The sequence below is a fragment of the Enterobacter cloacae complex sp. GF14B genome, assembly GCF_004136805.1.
GTDB classification, from domain to species: domain Bacteria; phylum Pseudomonadota; class Gammaproteobacteria; order Enterobacterales; family Enterobacteriaceae; genus Enterobacter; species Enterobacter hormaechei_C.
In genome coordinates this window covers 13,241-34,614 of sequence record NZ_QFRV01000021.1, presented here as the reverse complement: position 1 = coordinate 34,614, position 21,374 = coordinate 13,241, and the positions used below count along the sequence as shown (strand labels likewise).

23 protein-coding genes are annotated in these 21,374 nt (G+C 39.5%); 1 reads left to right on the top strand and 22 read right to left on the bottom strand.

Annotated elements, in window-relative coordinates:
- Positions 1–8: 8 nt before the first annotated feature.
- The 22 genes from DD606_RS09620 to trhI form a co-directional block, all read right to left on the bottom strand.
- Entirely contained in the window at positions 9–971 is a 963-nt protein-coding gene (locus tag DD606_RS09620; RefSeq protein WP_000119428.1) for a DNA replication terminus site-binding protein, read from the bottom strand.
- A gap of 90 nt (positions 972–1,061) precedes the next feature.
- Entirely contained in the window at positions 1,062–1,508 is a 447-nt protein-coding gene (locus tag DD606_RS09615; RefSeq protein WP_000549069.1) for a hypothetical protein, read from the bottom strand.
- A gap of 16 nt (positions 1,509–1,524) precedes the next feature.
- The gene (locus DD606_RS09610) at positions 1,525–2,061 is read right to left on the bottom strand and encodes a hypothetical protein (RefSeq protein ID WP_000107167.1); all 537 of its coding nucleotides are present in this window, start codon (positions 2,059–2,061) and stop codon (positions 1,525–1,527) included.
- Positions 2,062–2,134: 73 nt separating this feature from the next.
- On the bottom strand, positions 2,135–2,392 hold the full coding sequence (locus DD606_RS26190; protein WP_001371933.1) for a hypothetical protein: 258 nt from the start codon (positions 2,390–2,392) through the stop codon (positions 2,135–2,137).
- Positions 2,393–2,399: 7 nt separating this feature from the next.
- Positions 2,400–2,990, bottom strand: a complete 591-nt coding sequence (locus DD606_RS09600; protein WP_000578891.1) for a hypothetical protein — start codon at positions 2,988–2,990, stop codon at positions 2,400–2,402.
- Positions 2,991–3,034: 44 nt separating this feature from the next.
- Entirely contained in the window at positions 3,035–3,310 is a 276-nt protein-coding gene (locus tag DD606_RS09595) for a hypothetical protein (RefSeq protein ID WP_001004201.1), read from the bottom strand.
- A 263-nt stretch (positions 3,311–3,573) separates the two neighbouring features.
- A complete protein-coding gene (locus DD606_RS09590; RefSeq protein ID WP_129258556.1) occupies positions 3,574–4,530 on the bottom strand; it encodes a hypothetical protein in 957 nt (318 codons plus the stop codon).
- A gap of 171 nt (positions 4,531–4,701) precedes the next feature.
- Positions 4,702–5,640 (bottom strand): hypothetical protein, encoded by a 939-nt coding sequence (locus DD606_RS09585; RefSeq protein ID WP_000472041.1) that lies wholly within the window; start codon positions 5,638–5,640, stop codon positions 4,702–4,704.
- A gap of 66 nt (positions 5,641–5,706) precedes the next feature.
- Positions 5,707–6,627, bottom strand: a complete 921-nt coding sequence (locus tag DD606_RS09580) for a hypothetical protein (protein ID WP_000991697.1) — start codon at positions 6,625–6,627, stop codon at positions 5,707–5,709.
- Between the two features lie 68 nt (positions 6,628–6,695).
- On the bottom strand, positions 6,696–7,631 hold the full coding sequence (locus DD606_RS09575) for a hypothetical protein (RefSeq protein ID WP_000691119.1): 936 nt from the start codon (positions 7,629–7,631) through the stop codon (positions 6,696–6,698).
- 69 nt (positions 7,632–7,700) lie between these two features.
- The gene (locus tag DD606_RS09570) at positions 7,701–8,579 is read right to left on the bottom strand and encodes a hypothetical protein (RefSeq protein WP_000762003.1); all 879 of its coding nucleotides are present in this window, start codon (positions 8,577–8,579) and stop codon (positions 7,701–7,703) included.
- Positions 8,580–8,657: 78 nt separating this feature from the next.
- The gene (locus DD606_RS09565; protein ID WP_001011130.1) at positions 8,658–9,179 is read right to left on the bottom strand and encodes a hypothetical protein; all 522 of its coding nucleotides are present in this window, start codon (positions 9,177–9,179) and stop codon (positions 8,658–8,660) included.
- A gap of 269 nt (positions 9,180–9,448) precedes the next feature.
- A complete protein-coding gene (locus DD606_RS09560; RefSeq protein WP_000220379.1) occupies positions 9,449–10,681 on the bottom strand; it encodes a toprim domain-containing protein in 1,233 nt (410 codons plus the stop codon).
- A 113-nt stretch (positions 10,682–10,794) separates the two neighbouring features.
- Positions 10,795–11,016 carry a hypothetical protein gene (locus DD606_RS09555; protein WP_000192120.1) on the bottom strand — a complete coding sequence of 74 codons (222 nt, stop codon included), beginning with the start codon at positions 11,014–11,016 and terminating at the stop codon, positions 10,795–10,797.
- 72 nt (positions 11,017–11,088) lie between these two features.
- Positions 11,089–13,095, bottom strand: coding sequence for a VWA domain-containing protein (locus DD606_RS09550; RefSeq protein WP_000762700.1), 2,007 nt, complete (start codon positions 13,093–13,095; stop codon positions 11,089–11,091).
- A 77-nt stretch (positions 13,096–13,172) separates the two neighbouring features.
- On the bottom strand, positions 13,173–14,300 hold the full coding sequence (locus DD606_RS09545) for a DUF3150 domain-containing protein (RefSeq protein WP_000174396.1): 1,128 nt from the start codon (positions 14,298–14,300) through the stop codon (positions 13,173–13,175).
- A 63-nt stretch (positions 14,301–14,363) separates the two neighbouring features.
- Entirely contained in the window at positions 14,364–14,537 is a 174-nt protein-coding gene (locus DD606_RS25930; RefSeq protein WP_001176645.1) for a hypothetical protein, read from the bottom strand.
- Positions 14,538–14,668: 131 nt separating this feature from the next.
- Positions 14,669–15,727: an AAA family ATPase gene (locus DD606_RS09540; protein WP_000063335.1), complete on the bottom strand. Its 1,059-nt coding sequence runs from the start codon at positions 15,725–15,727 to the stop codon at positions 14,669–14,671.
- 57 nt (positions 15,728–15,784) lie between these two features.
- The gene (locus DD606_RS09535; protein WP_000810361.1) at positions 15,785–16,762 is read right to left on the bottom strand and encodes a hypothetical protein; all 978 of its coding nucleotides are present in this window, start codon (positions 16,760–16,762) and stop codon (positions 15,785–15,787) included.
- Positions 16,763–16,822: 60 nt separating this feature from the next.
- On the bottom strand, positions 16,823–17,200 hold the full coding sequence (locus DD606_RS09530; protein WP_000120822.1) for a hypothetical protein: 378 nt from the start codon (positions 17,198–17,200) through the stop codon (positions 16,823–16,825).
- Positions 17,201–17,257: 57 nt separating this feature from the next.
- On the bottom strand, positions 17,258–18,028 hold the full coding sequence (locus DD606_RS09525; protein WP_180266969.1) for a hypothetical protein: 771 nt from the start codon (positions 18,026–18,028) through the stop codon (positions 17,258–17,260).
- Positions 18,029–18,524: 496 nt separating this feature from the next.
- Positions 18,525–20,309 carry an IncHI-type conjugal transfer helicase TrhI gene (trhI, locus tag DD606_RS09520; RefSeq protein ID WP_000517885.1) on the bottom strand — a complete coding sequence of 595 codons (1,785 nt, stop codon included), beginning with the start codon at positions 20,307–20,309 and terminating at the stop codon, positions 18,525–18,527.
- Positions 20,310–20,488: 179 nt separating this feature from the next.
- Here trhI and DD606_RS09515 point away from each other — a divergent pair, with 179 nt between their 5' ends.
- A complete protein-coding gene (locus tag DD606_RS09515) occupies positions 20,489–21,361 on the top strand; it encodes a hypothetical protein (protein ID WP_000771834.1) in 873 nt (290 codons plus the stop codon).
- The last annotated feature ends 13 nt before the right edge of the window (positions 21,362–21,374 follow it).

Sequence of the window (21,374 nt, the reverse complement as noted above, 5' to 3'; positions counted from 1 at the left end):
GTTGTTCCTTAATTTTCGGGGCTGACAATGAAAATGCCCAGCTCAGCCCCCGGCACGAGTTCTGTATATTTCAGGCTCAGCTTCCGTTGGTTGGACGGACCCTGGCTGTTTTCAGGAGCCCAGTCAGAGAGCGTTTTTAATTGAGGTATGTTGCCTGCTGCGAAAATGGGCAAGGATGCTTTTACTACTGAATAATCAGTCTCAGCATATTTATTCCCGTTTCGTTCCTGCCCTTCAGGCCTAAATGCAAAAATGTGAGCAATCGGAACAGGGAAAGAGTTAGTTCGACAAAGGCGATAAGATTCGCCCTGCTTCAGTGGGTGAAATTCAAGACGGTGTAAAGCCTTATCGATATTAGACACGACATTCAAATTGGTAGTTGCTACATTTTTTACTTCTGAGGCTCTCCTGCGCTCCAACAAACTCACAAGTTGCTCTGCTGTTTTAACTTCCTGGTTTCGGTTTAGCCGCCATGAAAAAGTAACTTTTTTAAGCTGGGACTTGATGAAAAGGATATTTCTTGTTGAGTGCATAGCGACAAGGCCCGGGAGCTTCTTGTGCACTTTATCAAAACGGACATTCTTTTTATTATCGATACGCCTCATTGCCGCAGCAAAATCATTTTTTGCTTCGTTTATAGAAGTGATCAAGCTTTCGAGAAGATCTGCTCTTTCGGGGACAATGATTAGACCCGGGTATTTAGTGGTTACTTTGGTGGAATCATGACTTAATGACTCTATGTCATCCACACAGATGTCAGTAAGTGCCTGAATAATTTCCTCAACCGAAGCATCGTCTTTAATACTAACCCTGATGGGTTTAACCTGCTTCAAGCGCTCTTCTGTTCTAGATACGGTGGAGACAGTCATCAGGTTTGCCATCATCGGGGGGGTGTTCGAAAGAAAACACTTGAGCGAGTCGATGCGTTCCAGAATCTGGTCACGAAAATAGGGCAAATCGTCATAACTCATACGTTTCTCCAGGCTCATGTTATTTCCAATCAATTTTGCTGCCCAGGCTGACCTTGCAGAACATAAATGTCATGTAAACCTCTAAAGAAGTCATTTTGAAACAGCTTTCACAGCATGCGATTTATGTTCGATAGGGCTCATGAACAAAGGATGATAATGGAGACGCCATGGATAGTGGATAGTCTTACCCACCTGGGTGATCCGATTGAGGCGAAAACGACCATTTATACAGTCAACTGACCAAAGCCCGGGAGAAACTAACCTCTTCCAGCGGTAAAAAGAGAAACCTGCAACACAGAGGTCATGCTCCAGGAAATGTTGAGTTTCGACGACGCGAACTTTTATCAAAAACCCCAGCATTGGCGAAAACCAGATCAACAACCATGTTGGCGGCAGGATGACTTTGTTCAGGAGATGATCTGTCATAAGCAAGGCAGATAACATCAGAAAACTGATAGTCAACCACAGGGCCATCCAACCGGCCCATACGCGGCTCTGACAGGGTTTCCATTCGAGAAGAAAAAGTTTTTTATGCATTCTGCCCCGCCTAATTTTAATGTATTGCCGAAGTATGCTGCATCATGATGGTGGTGCGGGGAAAGATTTCAAACTTCCACAATTCTGAAGCCGTGTTCCAACCATGAAAGATCCCGTCTCCACAGCGAGTGTTAAAAGCAAGAATTTCATCCCTGACCTGGTAAGCGAGCACTTCTGGCATATCAATAAACTCAGGTAAGGAAAGAAGAATTCCATGGATAACTTCTCCGGTTAACTTACTCATAACCTCTTCCTCAGACAGGGCAGCGTCCGGGAACAAACACAACGGAAGTGAAAAACAACATAGGTCAAGACCAATAGCAGCCCTTCCTGCGTCGTAGCCTTCTTCATTAACGACAAAACGAAAGAATTTTTCTGTCTCACCCCGTAATGATGACGGTCCTTCAGACGGAACTTCAATACCACTGAAGACTTTATCGGTCCAGTTGGTAAAAGGACTGGTGAAAACCCAACAAATTAAGGATAACGCCAGCTCTTCCTTAAACATACGTTCAGTGCCGGTAGTTCTGGAAAGTTGCTTTTGAGTACTCATGTTTTACCTGTTGCATGAAATTATTGATGTTATATAAACACAACCGGCATTTTATCTAATAGGTTTGAAAACACTAAAAATCGCAAATGCTGGTACCTTTCTGTTTTAAGAGATTTTCAAGGTAAAGTGAGGCTAGATCAATTGGCTGGTTCTCTTCAAGACAGGCTCGCACAAGATCTTCAATAGAGACCGAATCAACCCCCCTTCCCTGTAAAATTTCTTTAGCAGATGCCAGCGTTTTATGAACGCTTCGACTTAGTTGTAATCTGACTTGTGTGCGGGTATCAAAAAGACAATCTTCTGTGACACTTTGTGAAACGGTTCTACTCATTGAAAAATCACTCCATTTCTGGGATCGAATGAAAATTAACAGCTATAGATGTATCAGGTTTCCCATTTTCTACGATACTCAACCACGTACGCGCTGAGATTTGTTGTTCACAGACGAGTATGTAACCTGTTCCCTGTTGATGATGTAGCTCAAGAGCTTTTAGGATAGGCTCTGAATGAGGTCCGAGAGCATCACGCGTGTGAATAAGCGTTTGCTCTGGCAATACGTTGCTAAGCATAGACAGCAGAACATTACGCTCATCCTCATTATCCGACAAAACAAGAATTATACGAAAACCCGTTTTTATACGAAATCTGATTTCTGAAACTAACTTTCTTAATCTTAATTTATATATGACCAGGCGGAATCGAGTCATCAGTAAAGAGACCACTGTGAAGATAACGATTACTGCGCCATATTTTGACCTGTAGAACCACCAGTTAAGGCCTCCAGCAACTATCAGGATTAACATTAAAATTAAACTCCCATAGAAAAAAAGTGCTGGGTAGCGAGTTGTCTTTCCTTCAATTAGTGCTGAGGCAAATATCAAAATGGATATTCCGTAAATTACCCAGTCAAAAATACTTTCTCCAATCATTCTTTAGTGAACATCCTTAAAAGTGGAAATGTAGGTTTATGGGTTTATGCATTTTCCTGATGGCCTTGACAACCAAGGATTTCACAGAAATTGTCACAGTGTGAAGCTGTAACAAAGCGCTCTCCACGTTCGAATCGCTCAACCAAATCCTTTCTTACTTCACTTCCAGGTTTCTGGAAGATGTACTCAAGCTGGAGATCCTCGGCCGTTGAAAGTAGTCGTTCTATGCTGAAATCAACATGGTAAAAGCAAAACTGATTATCAACCGGGGGAAAGTTGCTTTTGGTACTGTTCTCGTTTTTGGATTTTAGTTCATTCATGAGCTCTCCTTGGTTGAGAACAGTATACAAATCTCTTTAGGGATTTTTTTTCGTTAATAGCACTTTTTTGAGTTTAAAGAGTATGTTCATACCAGAGCATTAGAGGCTACGAAAAGGATAATGGAATTAGAAAGATAGATTTTAAGTGGTGATGTAAGGTGGGATAGGTAGAAGAGGAGTAGACGCTTGTAAGCGAGGCAAAAAAAAGGCACGGAAACCGTGCCATAAGAGTATGTGAGAAAAAATCAAAATCAGGGAAAGAATCAAGCAGCTTGTGAAACTGAATCTCCAACTGCAAGATTTAAATTTCTTAGGTTATCGAAAACTTCAGATACTAAGTCATTACGGTCGTGGATTTTAATCCGCCCACCGGTTAACTCTGAAACATAAACGGTATGGCAGAGGTCAGTAACCACTTCGCCGTATTCAGCAACGACTTCCAAAGATGCAATCATCGGAATATAAGAAGCCGCAGCATAGCTCTCATAAATACTTATTATGGAGTCATTGTTGCGTCGAGAAATTACCCTACCAGAAGGTAAAGCCTCATCTTCCATATAGCAATCAGATAGGTCCTCACAGAAGTCATTTTCTTTAAGTGAAATATTAAGGGTCAATTCACTGTTGATAGAGCGTGAATAAGAATATTCACTCAGTTTATAGCAAGCCAAACTTATATCACTAAAAGTTTCATAAGCTTTATAGAGGCTCGATGTTATAGACTCAGATACAAATGTTATTAGTCCAATAAAATGAGTATCCCAGAACTGTTGCAAAGCAAAACGGGCAATCATAACCTGACCATCAACCTGCATCAGTCTGTTATATTCATCCCGGTCATAACCTTTCGACTGAGAAACATCATTAGACATGCTAAGAACTTCACTACAAACATCATCATATTCAAAACGGCTAGTTGCAAAGTGTTTTCCTGAAATCTCAAGGTACTGACCAGAGACTGCGTCAAACACCTCAAGAAAGTAACAGAGTCGAGATTTTAAAGATTCTCTGTTTAAAGCTTCTATTTCATTCTCAGAGATACTATCGACATATAAATCAACAGCATTCTTGAGTTCAATAGCTTTGATATTACAGGTAAAAGAAAGCTCGTCACTTTGACAATGGCAAACACTTAATACTATATCCGCCTCATCAAAATCTATGCCAAGATAGCTCAGAACTGCTCGGACATAGTTTTTATCATCAGATGAATGTGTCATATACACTACCTCAAATTTGAGAGGAAGTGCCCCAGAAGGGAAGCGACTTCCCCACTGGGTTAGATAAAAGTTTGGTTAAGTTAAAAGAAGATGCCAGCGACAGATTTTACATTGTCATAGACAAGTGTCTTCAGCCAACCAAAGTTACTTTTTTGGACTGAAGCAAAAGGATCATTGAGACGCGTTACGAAAATCGTCAAAAGCTTCAGTTATTAGTAATGTGCGATCAGTTACTCTGTATCGGTCATTACTTTCGAGAGATACGTAAGTTGAATGCGAAGAATCACAGACAACACGCCCTCTTTTATTGATCAATCTTACTTCCATCATCACCGGCACATTGATAATTGAAGCAACATCGGTATAGAGGGATATGAGGGCATCATTGTCACAATATAACGCCCCGTTCCCATCAAATGTATCGTTAAACTTAATATATATATCTGGCATATTTGCCGGATAATCATCAGTATTGAAATCAATGCATAACTTTAAGTCATCATTAATACGGCGATTAATCTTATGCTGCCCAACACGTACAAAGCCATGTTCAACAGCTTTGATAATCCTTAAAGTTTCATTAAGACAATCTGTAATTCTTTTCTCGACAAATGAGATAAAGTCACCAAAGTCGGAATGAAAAAACTGTTTAAGTGCAAATTTCGCAACTAACACTTTCCCATCCACCTTCATTTTATCGAGATAAAGATTTCTTATAGCATCAGTAGAAGAATTAGCTTTAGATAACTCTTCACAGTCATTAATAATCATTGAAACAATATCAATAACTTTAACTGGGCTTAAAGTATTACTATATCCGCGAATATCAAACGTAAAAAATCCGAAATTCTTAAATACTCCAAGAAAATAAATTATTTTTTGTTTCAAAAGAATAGAATCGGAGTAAGATGCGTTGTGCTTTATTAGTTCAGATATGTAGAGATCCAACATACAATTTAAATTATCGATATCTACATCGTAATCAAAGGTTACTTTGTCGAACGAAGTATCAGATAATTGAACGGTTATATCGTCAGCGGGAACATTAAGGCCTAAATTTTGATAAAGAAAGGCACTAACAAATTCCACGTGGTCAGATTCTTTAAACATTTACACTACCTCATGACTAAAAAGGAAGTGCTTCCCACCGGGAAGCAAGTTCCCGGATGGGTTAGATTAATTATAAAAGAGTTCTTCAGAAGGTACATGCATTTCTGGTTTGAACTGTTTTAAGGAGTTGTTTATAGCTTTTCGATATAACCCTGAAGAGTGTGGCTTAAACATTTGATATTCCGTAACGAGCAGAGGAGACGTAAAGCATCCTAAGTTCACTAGTGAAATATTTGATGTTTCTTCACAAACATCTAATTCAGCGTATATCCGCCTCTTCATTACCCTGCCTGCTAAATAGCGACGAACATGATTTATAAACTTGTCCGCATCTGATATAGAATTAACTATATAATCAGATGTGACTATCTGATTAGATACAGTTTCAGGTATAGCTTCGGCTATTATTTTTACGTTCATTTCATAATCAACACTATGGAAGCAAGCAAGAATTTGTGGCTTCGCGCTTTCTAAAATCTTTTCAAGAACAGAAAAAATCAGAGAGAACTCGTTTAAAATTCGCTTTTGTATAAGTCCATGTAGATGTTTTATGAAAGGAGAACCGTGTTCAACAAGGCCTAGTATAAGATCCTTAGAGGCCAAATCTGAGCGGTAATAAACGTATTCTAGATTATCCCGGTTAAATCCTTTGATAAGCAAATCAGGCTGCTCTGAGACCAGTCGTAAATGAGTTGAAGCTATAGAAACTTCAAAACGAAAGTTCGCGAGATTTACAGGGCCTGCTTTTAATGTAGCCGCTTCGGAAAAATAAATGAAAAGAGGATGCAAATCATCGTTACCACAGTAAAGATGGTCTGCGCCCTTAAGATATTTCACCAAATGAGGTAGAAAAGATATTACTGGAATATCAGCCACAAATCGAATATGCCGAAATGGTTTTGAATCCAAATATATATTTTCCACTACAGCGCCAACAAAACCCATTTTAACAAGAATAGATTCAACTAACTTTTGTATCGCATTCATTTAAATACCCTCTTAATAGAGGGATTTCTCCCAAAGGGAGAAATCCCTATGGGAGAAAATAATTTTAATTAATAATTGTAGCGAAGCGCATGTTCTTTTTCACTAAGATGGTTTTCATATTCCGACTTACCAGAACTTAAACACTCTTTGAAAAAGACCTTTGAAAAATTCTTCAAGTCACTTCGGTTGTTAATTTCTTTGTCAGACATCAACTTAGCTGAGTGTGAGGTATCCACAGGCCCCAACCACCATTCATATTTAATATAAACACAATTGGTTTTTGTATGTCCATTTAGAAATCGTTTTGCATTTCTAAGTATTTTTCTACAACCGTTAAGGTCTGAAAGTAAGATATCTGGAGCAATGAGCTCTTCCAGAATATGACCAGGTAAGCCTTTCCTAAAAAGCTCAACATCGTAACTACAATACCAGTCACGATAATTAAAAGCTTTAATAAGTCTTTCAGGTGTATCCAAAGATATCTTATTCAGGATTTTTAATGCAAAGCATACAGCATCTTTTAACAACTCGTGCACCTCAACATTGATAAATGAGAAAAACGAGCTTAATTCTTTCTCTAAGGAATTATACAACTTACCGTAAATATCCTGAGAAAAAAGATACTGCAATCTTTCTTTATTATAAGTGCAATTCGAAATTGAATAGACTTCTCCTCTTTCGATTTTGCACCCTTCCCTTAAAACTATAGGAAACCTCAAATGGTTAACAATGAAAGAATGATTCTTTCTTTGCTTCAAAGCATCTAATTGAAATTTCGTAATTTCCTCCAGATTTGCATCTTCAAAACCTGGAAAGGGAATATCACAGAAACAAGAACTATATGCTTTTGCTGATTCATACATAAACTCCAGTGAAACATCAGCATCAAAAGACATACCAGAGAACATGCCCTGCCCATTGTCTAAAAATGTAATGTTTTTAACCTGTATTTTTTTATGTTGAACAACCAAAAAGGCATTAATGATTTTTTCGATAATTTTCATGTGATCCTCTCTCAATAAAAAAGGGATCACTCCCATATGGGGTGTGATCCCCACATGGGTATAATTTAATTAAAAATCTGTAAGACCTAAATCTTTATTTCTACCACAAACTGTAGAAGATATAAGACGTTTTACTCGCTTTCGAGCACTTCGGCCTGACGTATCTTTCAAGTACATCGGTAATGACAATGATGAGATTTGATTACTTCGCTTATGATGGCAGACTATATAGCCCTGCCTCCACCCCGAACGCACAAACTCACGGATGCGGTTAATATATGCCGAAGCTTGAGATTTTGTACTTATCGATTCAGAACACTTTAAGTTCTGTTCGATAGAGTAAAGCTCAGCCGCCATTAATTTCACCTCATACAGGTCATCCCCATAACTTATAGTTTTCAACAGCTCTTCCTTTTCCCGAATGAAAAATACTTGCTGCATTCCAAGGATCAGGTCATAGGCCTCTCGAAAGAGGTCGATAAGCTTATTACGAACATAAATCATAAACTCCTCAAAGTGCTGAAGCCAGAAATAAGCCGCATTACTTATTTGTGAATTGTGAGAACAAACAAGCCCTTTAGCAAGCTCGACCTCTTCCTCCCGAAAAGTAAAGTTACTTTTCTTAAACCGACTTTGTTCAAAAATGCTTTGATGCATTTCTATCCATACAGAAACAAAACCGAGGGATTCAAATTCTTCGTTTAACAAATGTAAACTTTCGAAGATTTTCTGAATTTCGATCCCGATGTCATATGACAGTGGACATTCTTTTATAGAATAAACATAACCGGGTAGGAAGTGAGATAAATGCTCAGTTCGCAAATATAAACTGAATTTAAGTTCTGTCAGTGGTTGTTTCAAAGATAATTTAGATGATTCGCTTATATTTACTGGTTCAACACCATTTCTAATCAAAATAGCTTTTACCAGGTCCGTAGCTAACTTCATACAGCCTCCAGTCGTTATTGAGGCCTCCCTGATGCAGGTTGGCCATCAGGGAAAATATGTAAATCAATTAGCAACCAATCAGACCGTTGCCATTACATTGTCAATGTATCTGACAAGGGATGGGCGGTCGTCCTGTAAGGCAAAACGGCGAAGGTCATCAAGATTATACGCAGGAAGATAATCAGCGTAACCTCGAATACGAAGGTCCTCAACCACAACTTTTATATACTCAAATCGTCCAAGATTTCCTTTTAATGGGGGTTTTCCTGGACTAGACAGCATATCGTCTGCTTGCTCCCATGTGATTTCTTTAGCTTCACCACTATGTAGATCAAGATGGACATATATGAATGACTTATAATCTCCACGGCAACGAAGATAATATTTCGGATAGAAATATTTGTCACAACGCAACAAACACGTTCCTGAAGGACGAACTACGTACAACAGGTTTCTGTCATTTTCTAATATGCCATGTTTCAAAATCGTTATATCTATCTCATTATCATGCAGCAAATAGCATGACGATGGTTCATTGACGATGCGCGATTTTATAACAGCAGCAAATTTATTAAAAACTTCGTTAGTTTGAAAATTCATTAAAATGCTCTCCGATGTAAAACGACGAGCATCACCATAACGGTAATACTCCCGTTATGGGTTTTAATAGTTTATGGAATAACCATGTCATACAACCGACCATAGCCAGTAGTACCGCACATTTATTTAACTGAGCAAGCATCTCAGCCGTGAAAAGACCTTAAAGGCAGGTAATTATCACGAAGGAAAGCGGTTATCTTATCAATACAATTTAAAAAATAATATTGATAAGATAACCCCCCCCGCAAAATGCGGGGGAGTTATCGTTGTTACAGCTGATTAAGACATTCAGGAGCCCAGTGAATCGGGAATCCATCCTGCCCTGTTAACTGGAGAACATCGTTCCAGTCGATACCCTTTTTCCCATCAGGAATATCTTGTGCTGGTTCGAAGACTTCAATTGTCAGCTTTGATGCGGGATATCGTTTAGCCAAAAACTCAACCATGCGGCTTTGAAGTCGCTGAGCAGCTTCGATACCGGCACGAGTGCCTTGTGAGTTAGCAATATCCTTATCCGCCCAGATATAAAAGTTTATATATTTTACATCCGGCGGAGGCAGTAAAAAATCAGGAACAGTAACGTTTTCAAGGCACCATGCGGAGCTGGCTGCCCAGCATGGTGTTGAAGTCGCTTCTACAACAGAAAGCGCATTCTCGATCCCTTCAGCCACTCCCAGTGTCCAGGTCGAACTACCTGAATCATAGTGAGGGTCAAACAACTGAATTGAGCCACCTGTCATATCGGCAGGAGGCTTCATCATCAGCTTTGGATTTTCTACAGGTGCCTTATCACCGTTTTTGTCTACGTATGTTCTATGGATAGTCAGAGGCCGACCTCGGGTGTCACGATAGATTGCAATCATTCCCGGATAGATAATCGATTTCTGCTTATCTTTATCCCAATAGTAGATCCGGTTATTAAAGCCTAAATCCTTTGGTAAGTGACTCAGTAAGCGGGAGATCCCACGATTACGGAGGTACAAAGCAACAGGAGTATTAGGCTTTATTTCACCGGTATAGTGATACATCACATCAAGTTTTCGCATTCGCTTTGCCACTTCCTCTCGGTCAAGAGTTTCTGTGGCACGAACTGCTGATTTATAGCGTCGTTCATTTTCAATGTCGGCGTCAGTTAACGGAGCATGCAGATCCATCCCGAAAAAATCTGAGAGAATCTTTTTGCAAGTCTGCGTTTTACTTAATTCATAATATTTCGCCAGAACATCAATTCCGTCGCAAAACTCATTTACCGGAAAGTCATTATGGATCGCACATCCGGTATAAAGGTCTTTTTGCCGGAAACGAAACTTCGATTTCCCTGCGCCAGTAAACGGGCAAGGAACCTGGCTCGGGGCTTTTGCACAAGCGTCTTTGAAAGCAGGTATTCTTTCGAATATATACTTCCAGCCAGACACTTCAGCAATTCGAGCATGAACGAGTTTAATAAAGTGTTCAGATACTTCCTGTGGTTTACGACGAAGAGCCGGGGATGCATAAGTCATGATGATCTCTCTTATCTGGCATTGTGAGTTTCTCAATGCCTTCTGCGGTGCAGAAGACAGGGAGAAACCCACAACGCAGAATTTAAGAAAGAGGGCCCGGGGGCCCTCAACATTTATGCTTCAGTCGTGAAGCCATTATTCTCAAGACGCTGTATGTAGTTATCTACAAGTAACGCAGCCTGCTGGCTATTACCCTCCGCTATAGTGACTTCGCGGAAGATTCTTTCCTGAGGGCTATCATTGCTTATAACTTCACCAACACGTCCGAAAATACGGACTTTATGCATCGCACCGACTTTTTCATGTTCTACACGGTAAGTTTTTATCTGAGTCATATTTTGCTCCTTATTCCTTCATGGAGCAAAAAGACCCACCGGGGCCTTTTTGCCCCGATTGGGTAGAGTTTATTAAGAAAGTATTTGATGAACTAGCTTACTGACTTCAATAGACAATAAAGAAGTATCATCAACTGTTACGAAAGTGTCCGTTTCAAAACCAATTATTTCATCAGTCTTAATACCAACACCAACGATTTCTATTCCATTACATTTAGCCTTTTCCATAACTTCGACGATAGTAAATTCCGATTTATTCGGATAACCATCAGTTATAAGAAAAATTATTTTCCTATCGAATTGGCTGTCAAGTAACAGATCAACAGCTGCCATTAAAGCAGATCCCGTAGGGGTATAATAACCCTTACATCCAAGAGTGAATTTCGATAGAGATTCCTCAACGCTTTGATCAAACGTTTTGATAATCTCAAATTCACTTTCCTTGAAGGGAAAAACTATATTGGAGACATGCATTTTTGACAAACTTTCAGCGGCCATCGATAAAGCAAGATCTGACTTAATGGCATGAATATATCTTTCATCATTAGCCATTGACGCTGAAATATCACGAACTAATACGAGGCCAACATGCCCTCTATTTTTAGATTCGCTTTGAGCTCTGAAGACATCACGAACTCCCATTTGTGACAGAATTAATCGATTTCCATCGAAGGTAATTCCACGCTCATGAGTTTTGTTTCGGCCACGCATTTTAACCTGCTGTAAAACAGACAAGTCGCTACCGATTGAATGACTCAGAGACAAAGCCTCATTGTAAACATTCAAATCGATAAGGAGATCAGGGATATCCCATTCAGAAGCACCGAATTCGGCTTTCACGTCATCGGATACTTTTGATGCAATACCTTCAATCTCTTTAGCCAAAGCATCGTGATAATCTTCGCTATCCTCATCACTGCTAAGAAAGGCATCCAACAAATCTGCCAGTATCTCCCATTGAGCCGATGAAAAGTTACTTTCATCTTCAACGTTAGTCGAACTGGCTTCATCTGATTCACTCTCGGAAGGGTTAATCGCATCAGTATCGTCTTCAATAATGTTATCACCCGTGGGATTGCCACCGGTGGGTTCATTATTTCCCTCGTTATCTTCAGCAAGTTCTGAAGGCTCAGAACATCCCTCTTGAGCAAGATCAGCGTTATCGGAAGTATCTGCCTGACCTTCACTATCGTCCTCAGAATCATCCTCACGACTATCAGTCGACGTAAGCGATTTATCTTCTGATTCGGTATCGGTATCGGTCTCGGATTCATCATATGCCTCCTGCTCCTCCTGCTCTGTCTGCTGCTGTTGTTCCTTTGCCTCATCCCGCAGTCTCTCTAAAAGAGCCAGGGTCTTACGAGCAAGGGATTCACAGCCCTGAGTATTTTCACAACCAAGAGCATCATGAAAAATTTCCTCAACATCAGAAATTACTGGAGAAAGTATCTTTTGGGCATAGTCAAAAAACGGATCGAGGGTTTCTTTGTGACCTACCTGCTGAAGGACTTTTACTCGCAATGAGTTAAGCAGATACCACTCAATAAATAGGACAGGATTTTCCGGACGAGAAGATATATCAGGAGTCATCCTTCCGGCTTTAACCATCAGTGCGTAAGTGGCTGCAAGCCGCCGCTTTGCATCCGGATAATCGTTACCAACCTTCTCTTCCATCTGTACATCATCGAACAGATTTATAAGCCCGGTAAGACGTTTTGCCCTGCTATAAGCTTTACGTTTCTCAGCGAGGCTCTCAAACTCTGCATTCATTCCGTCATCGAAGCGTGTAAACCCTTCAGATGACATGAGAACACTATTAAAGGCGTCACTGTAAACCTCACTGACGGTATAGCGACCATGACCAGCTTCATGACAGGTAAAACCTTCAATCAGACTGACAAAGTCATCATCGCTATAATCGCCGTTTGGTAAAACACAAACTTTATTGACAGGATCAAAATACGGTCCTTTGGTATTGTCGTCTATTACAACTCTTACATCGCCTAAGCCGCTAATGACTTTTGCTATATTCTGTAAACGCTTAATATGGCGCGGCGATGATTTAAGATCTAATTTCATAGAATACCTCTTTATAAAAAAGGGGTACTCACCCAGATGGTGAAGTACCCATCTGGGGTTTTTAATAAAGCAAACAGTTACCAGCCTTTGAGCTCGATATCAAAACCATTTTCAGCATTGTCTTCCTGTTGCGAAACTGATTTCTCAGGTTCAGCTACAGAATCAGTGTTTGAAAACGTGCTGTTTTTTATATCGTTCTCTACGACAGGTTCAACCTGAAACACATTTGTTGAATCTAAAATAGCTTCAATACCTGTGTTCTGTAGCGCGTTCGGTTCTGTTTGTGAGCTTTGATTAAATGATCTGGTAATAGATTCCAACCAGTCAGTAACCTTTTGCTCTCCTGAAATAATACGCTTTAACATTGAAGCATCACTCATGAAATAAAACCACTGCTGTAACACCGCAACGTCGCGAGGTTCAGAAATGGCACCTTTAGGTAAATTATTCATTATGTGTTTTATAGCTTCTGCAAGTACTGCCGCCTCTTTATGTATAAACATGAAGCTAATGATCTTATTTTGCATTTGCTTCAGTCGGTCAATAGTACTTGAGCGCAAATTATTATTTTTACTAATTTTTTCATAAACCCTCATTGCTTCTTCTGCCAGATCTGTTATCAATTGTTCCTGATAGTAGTCCTGGGTTTCATCACCTTCAACGCTAATAGGCGTAAAAGGAATAAAGTGAGCAATATTAAATCTAAAGGATTTTATGAAATCATCTTTAGTTAATTTCAACTGATCAATCAAAGAAGACATTCTTGGGCTTCTATTTTTTTCAGCCTCAATATGCATCTCATAATTGTCTACAACGTTTTGAATACCTGCCTGAAACTCTCGTTCAATCTCTTGGGCCCCTTCCAGAAACTCTTCCATACTGGAAACTGGTAAAATCCACATATTGCTATAGCGGATGCACAAGCGTGAGCAAAGGGTTGATATTCTGCTGGTAATCGTACTTTTGAAGCTAAGGGCTTTTATGTCAATCCAACGTACTTCGCTTTTAGATACGCTTTTTTGATCCGTAATATCATCTCCATCATAAGACAAATCGATTTTATCGGTTCGACGCGATCCTTGACAGCCACTTATTTCAATTTTTGTTATAACTGCACCTTCCAGTAAATCTGGATATGATTTTGCAAAATTCTCAGAGATTTGTTTTGCAGATACTTTGTTAAGCATTGAAGTATTTAAAGTCATGGGTTTCTCCAAAAAAAAGGGGAAACCCTCCCCAACGGGAAAGATTTCCCGATAGGGTTGATATTAAAGCTTCTCTGGTGCAATTAAAAGAATACCGGGAAACTCAGCGGCAACATCATCATTGCCCATTGCTCCCTGATACATATAACCTTTTAATTCCATTTCTTTAATTAGACCTTCCATATTTATTTTACCATCATGATAAAACAATAAAGAATAGTCGTTATTCAGTTGCATAAGTCCAGTAAAATTAGTTCCGTTTTTTGCTATAGCAATGGTAGCAGCACCATCCGTACTTAAAAACGCACTAAATTCAAGATGGGATAACTCTGAGATACAAATATCAGAGGTTTCATAACAAATCCCATCTAACTCGACTTTTTTGCTGTGAAATACTCCAGCGATTTATCCTTGTCTTCGCCAAGAGAAAGATCTATAGCTTGAAGAACAAGATCGACCACATGTAAAGGTAAAGCAGAAGCAAAAGCTATTTTGAAAGTGTCAAGAAGACTAAAGGTTTTTAACGTCATCGACGTGCCAACCCAAGCTACTAATTGACGAATATCCATCACACTGTCTTCTGTACCAGAGTCATTTACTGCAATCGCTACTCTTACGAACTTCTCAATGACCTGAAAAGGCAAAGAGCTATATCGTTTAGTAAGCACATTGGTTAAAGCAACTTTGTCGGGCTTCTCCATTTCAACTATCAAGAACCGCTTTATAAAAGCTGCATCTTGACGTTGAGAAGAAACGAACCGGCGAGCGCCTCCACTCATGTTTGTGTTTGCAGTACCAATAAATCGCGTGTAGCCATTAGCAGTTATAACCTCACCACCATTAGCACTGAGTGACCAGGGCTTACGTTCAATGGGCATGTGAAGTTTTGCTGCCGTATCAGGATCGATTTTGTCCACTTCATCCAGAAGAATGAGGTGACCATTACGAAATCCCGTTACCAAATCGCTGTGTACAAAACCTGTATTACCACCATTAAGACTGCGCTCACCTTCAAGCTCATCAACTCGAATATTGCTGTTGATCTGCTTAATTGTCAGCGGCCAATTCATCATGTGGCTAATGTACATTACCATTTCAGTCTTGCCAGAACCGGACTCACCTTTAAGACACACACTTAAATCTATATCCGGACTGATAAGCAGTTTAACCACTTGTTCAAGTATTCGGGGATTTGGTATGTAGTCTTTGTTCAGCGGAGCTCGATACGAGGTTTTAGTTTTGAAAACAGGCACAGCCATCTTTGGATCCATTTCTGGAATACCAAAAAGGTCCTTTGCTAGAACTAAAAGATACTCACCTTTATCCACATAATGTTTTAACTTTATAACATCCGGGGAAAGAAGAGCTTCTAATTTTTCATAAGCATCAGAAGATGTTTCATTTAACTTCATAGCGGCATTAGACATTTTTAACTCCGGTAAAATGCAAACACCGCCCTCTGGCAGATGTTTGCCAGTGGCATTTTATTTGAGATTCATTTGGCAAATAGTTGCCATCAGTTTCCTGATTTGAGGCACATTATAACCAAGATGATTTCCCACTATTTCAAAAGCTTCAGACATGATCCATTCAAAATGATTTTCGAATATTGGATTTATTTCTAACTTGCCAAAAGCGTTTCGTTTAGTTAACAGATCACATGAAACAAGCTCGTCAAACAACTCTAATGTGGATTTAAAAGCTTTTATGTAAACATCCATAATTTCCCTGTCAGTCCATTTAACAGCCAGTTTTTTTTCTGACATTAAATAATCCTGATCAAAGAAGATGTCCCAGCCCATATCGTCATTGCAATCATGCAAAATGATTTCATCATCATTCCTGCATTCAGCTAATTTCGTGTTTTCACTAATCGAACGATGCGAATGATAATAGAGCCATGATTTTAATTCCGCTCTAAATTCACATGCATCAAGTCCATGAGATAAACAAGTGTATTCAAATGATTTTGACATATACCACCGTGTTTCAGCTTCTAAAAGTGGATTCACTGTGATATTACCATTGTCATCTTTGAAGAATAACTTTCTCCTCAACACTAGTTCTTTAATGATTTCCAAAGACTCTTCCATAGCGGATAGAAAAACAACATACACATCCTCAGGGGTCCATTCTATTACCAGACCACCCAAATCTGGGTTATATTCTTCAACCGAATATAGATAATCTGTTTCTGCTGCAAAATTAATTGTATGCAAAATCTGATTTTTAAGTAATTTGGATTTTTCATAAAGGTGATTTTCACGCCTTTCAGAATCATAATTTATCTCAGAAATGTTACTTTCATCTGATTTAAAGTTTAATCCGGACGTGTATGCATCATTTAAATGCTCTTTGGGTGAATCAACTATTTGCGTTATTTCATCTTCATCTATATCGAATATAGAAAAAAAACTAAGTTGATTACTACTTATTGCAGTAGCCCTAAATTTTTGTTTCATGGGGACTCCAAAAGGAGAAATCCCATGAAGGGATTTCTCCCCTTTAGGGTGGGTTTAATGTCAGATCTGATTAAAGCTACTTTGTCCAAAACCTTTTAGAGGTTTAGGTATGTGAGCCAACTTACTTGTTGCTACCACTCTCATGTAGTCAAGAGGATGTTCTCTCCCTTCAATCATAATAGTATCGACAACAATATAACCGGAGACCATCAACTCATCACCCTGATTTATACCAGTGAAACAGGTTGAATACATTTCAGGCGACACCTTGATTTGAACTGAAAATTCTCTCTCAGTGATTTCACCATCAACTTCTGTCTTCATCCTATTTTTGAGCTTTATTAACAAACCTATACTCTGGTCAGTCATTTTTTTCTCCACAGCACTGATAACTATCCCGGACACTTTTACTTCATTGATATATTCAAGATATGACATTTTCCGCTCCTCGATTTGTTCAAAGAGAAGCCCCGTTAGGGTTCCCCCTTAACAGGATTAAATAAATTTATTAGTTACATACATGAACGTGCAGACTACCAAACAGGCAATTCCGGCAATATGTAACCAATTTCTTGTTGGTTTAGTTGGTGCAATCGCTAAAGAGTTCTCCAACTTCTCTGTTACAAGACGTCGATTCTCTGCTTTAGCCGCATCATCTAAATATTGAGTTTCACGCTTAGCGAGAGTCTCAATTTTCGATTTTATTGCATGGTCCCATCCTTTAGTTTCAAAAACGCTTAACTCACTAAAGGTGTGCGTCATGAGATCTTCTGGGAAACCCAGTTTTTTCATTAACGGACGAATGGTATCATACATTTTTTCTACATTTTCGTAGTGGGCCTTTACTGCGACATCAAAACGCTTACGTAAAGTTAATTTTTCACGTTTGCAAATGATGTCCGAAACCCAATTTATTAACTGCTCATTTTTGAGTTCACTGGCTTTTTCAAGTGAGTAATCCAGATTATCCACGTCAAGAAATGAATTTAATCCGTATTTTTCAAACTCCTCAACAAGATATTTATCCAGTTCAGTTAAGCTTTTAAAAAGTGGTACATCTGGGGAAGCTTTAAGAAGCTTATAAGCTCCTTCGAAATCAATTTTCTTGACCACGAGCTCCACAACATCCACATGATAATAGCTTGAATAAGCAGAAAGCTTTTCGGCCAACAAAGACACAGGCTTAAGAGACTTAAGTTCAATGATATTTGGGCCGTCCTCATTCAAAATAACAATCAGTTCATTATCACGTTCTGTATATTTCATCAGAACTTCTAAGAGCTATTTGTTTAGCGCCTTATCCATCTCTGGAATAATTTCACTAAAGGTTTGATGAAGGGCTTTACTGCGAGCTTTATTTTTAGACATTTGGGGTCACCTATATATAGTAAGAAGGAAGAAACAAATTTTTGTTTCAACACGAAGGCAAAGCCTGTCATTCATCTCCCGTAAGCTATGAACCGCCTGATTTATACTATCTGGCATTAGAAGTACGCAACAAAAATAGCCCCAGGAGGAGCTAAATTAGTTACGGTTTGGTAAATTCAGATTGCCTTTTGCAGGCATGGGAAGTGCACCAGCGACAAAGGTGACATTTTGCCGGTGGTGTCTTACAGCTTGTTTAAGCTGGCCGCTTTTCACGGCTAAATCAACGCTTAACGCGAAAGTAACTTTAAGCAAAGTTACTCAAATTTGGGAGCTGATATTTAAGCTCATTGTTTTTATACTATAGCTTTAAGCATAAGTAAATGCCCATATCGAATTATTCTGTATAAAGTGGAGAAATTCGAATATTAGCTGCTTCTTTTATCTTTTCTTCACTGCATTCTCTTAAAAAGAAAGAAGGATCACCATACCACATTACAAAAAGTTGCTTTTCTGCACGCGTAAATCCAACATAAAGCAAACGTCTTTCTTCTTCTATTGCCTCCTCCCCAACTGATCTTTTACTTGGTATCTGATCCGCATTACAACTCATTATTATTACTTTATTCCACTCAAGACCCTTTGAACCATGCAAGGTTGATAGGACTACTTTCTCTGGGCTGTATTCCTCGTCCTTCTTCCTAGGGCCTAATGACATTGCAGCAGCACGATTTATCATATTCATCCAACCAGTCTTTTCTGCCCACTGTTTACAAGTGTCTAAAGCAATTTTTGTTAAGGTTGCTGTACCTTTATTACTCCTCATCTTGATTGACGACGATTCCATCCATTTCGTAAGGTTGGCGAAACGTTTTGCTATCTCAACTTTATCAGAACTTTCCTGGGTAAAGCGCACGAAGTTTGAATGTAATGTTTTTGTTTCGAGAGAACTGTCCTCCGGGATGGCAAGGTCGCCAAAAGTAACTTTTCTTCCTCTCATACTCAATGCCACTTCATCCAAAACTGATTCCTGTTCTCCAAACAATGCCAATACTCTCTTCATTAAGCGAGGATCATTTGATTGTCGGAAAAAGGCCATAAGGCTTAACACATCGCTTGTTTCTTTTTCATCCCAGAATGATTTACCTCCGTAACGAATTACTGGCTGTTCGATCAAACTTTCTAGCTCATCCAAGTGAGCATTATTGCGGCTTAGAATTGCCCATCCATGTGGATCCTGATTTATAAGGCTTAAAATACCCTGTATCTGTTCCTCCATATCTACATATGAACGAAAAGTGACCTTTCCCCCTCCCTTTTTTGCCGAGCGTAACTCTTTGGCATAACGGTAAACATTCTTTCCTATCAGTGCTCCGGCCACCTCTAAAATTTCAGGTTCACACCTAAAGCATGTGTTTAAGTAAAATATGTTAGGTCTGAAGTGTTTTTCAAACTGTTGAAATATTTTGACTCCTCCTGAGGATCTGAAGGAGTAGATGGCCTGATCATCGTCTCCAACTATACTCGTATAGACTCCAGCTCTTGTATGCAATGCTATCCATGAGAATTGTATAGAGTCAGTATCCTGAACTTCGTCTACTATCAAATGTGTCAAATCTAACGTGCGCATTTTTCCCGAATGCATTTGACCGACAACAAATTTTGAAAGAGCATTGAGGTCCGCCACATGGTCTTTCTGGCATAACGCCTGATAGGTATTAAACAAATGGATCTGTTGTCTGTTATGCCGAACTGAAATCACATCCGTATCCATTTCTCTGCCGATAGCATCAATAACGAATTCAGCTTCAGCAAACTTCATCGTTACACCGGATTCTTTCAAAGCCCGGTGAATGACAGATCTCTGTGCTGGCCCTATCAACATCTTTCCCGGCCAGCGAATCATGTCCAGTTGCTTCTTAACGAGTCCGTGAAAAGTATCCACCAGCACCCGGTCAAGATCCTTCTTGCTCAATCGCTTTTGTAACTTTGCTGCAAGTGCGTTTGTTGCAGCGCGAGTAAAGGTCACCATCCCGATTCTTGCATATGGATACTTTTTGAGAATCGATATAACCGCTTCTATCATGGTGAACGATTTGCCTGATCCAGGCGCTGCTATCACCATATTGTTTGCGCTAGCATTCTCGATAACAGGTCTTTGCTCTTCTGTTGGCTTACCCATTTCAACCTCATTACTTCGTTTTAATAATTATACATTTTTATAAAAGCGCTTTTCTTGTGTACTGCTGGTTCTACTGGAAATCACTTTTTTTCCTTTTTTATGCAATCAGGTTGTTTGTGAAACGCGTGACTATGGAATAATGGTTCCATCTCCAAAAGACATTACAAAAAGGGCTTTAAATGAAACTTTTACGTTTAGTATCTCTGGTCTCTTCTGTCGTCATTGGTTTTTCCCTATCGGGTTGTGCCGGTGACACCGGCACTACGCCAGGCACCGCTCTGAATGCGTACAGTCACGGCCAGTACTGGCATGCTAATGCAAATGATTCTGTCGCCAAGAATGCCTATTCGTTTGCTGGTTTCGACGTTAATTTTAAGGAGCAAGAGGTTACTCCTGGAGGGGATGCCGACAACTTTCTTTCTAAGTATCTCATCAATAGTTCGATGGGCTACGTAACAGGCGGTCTAAAAGGTTTTGGGATCATGAGCCTCAGCTCTTTGTACAGTTCTTCTGACGCCGAATACATCCAGGTCAATCAATACCTAGTGTTCGTCCCCAATCCAAAAAAATTGCCTTACAATGATGAAAGTTTGGTACGTGAGGGAGCTAAGTATGTTTTTGAGCATACAAAAGCAACTCAGGCCTCATTTGGATACAACCCTGAAAAACAGAAAGCAGCTCTGGCCACATGTAAAATTGATATGGCAGTCGTCAATAAATGGAGTACCTGTGATCTGCCCTCTAAGCCTGATGCTGATGTTTTCCCTACAGATTCAATGTACAGCTTTCAGGCGATTCGCCCCGCAACAGGAACCGAAATTCCTGAGCTAAACCTTCCCGCTGGTGATTACGCTGTAATTCGTTATGTGTTCATCCCATTTAAAGGAAACGAAACAAGCGCTGATTTTTCGGGTATCATTTTCCGTTCTGATAGCCCAAATACAACAACTCCAGGGGGTGTTGCAGCCTCCATCAACGGAAAAGATTATTACCTCTTTACCGGTGAATACGGTAAAAAAGGCTTCCCAGAAAAAACATTGAAAGCCAAGTAATTAAAAAAGGGGC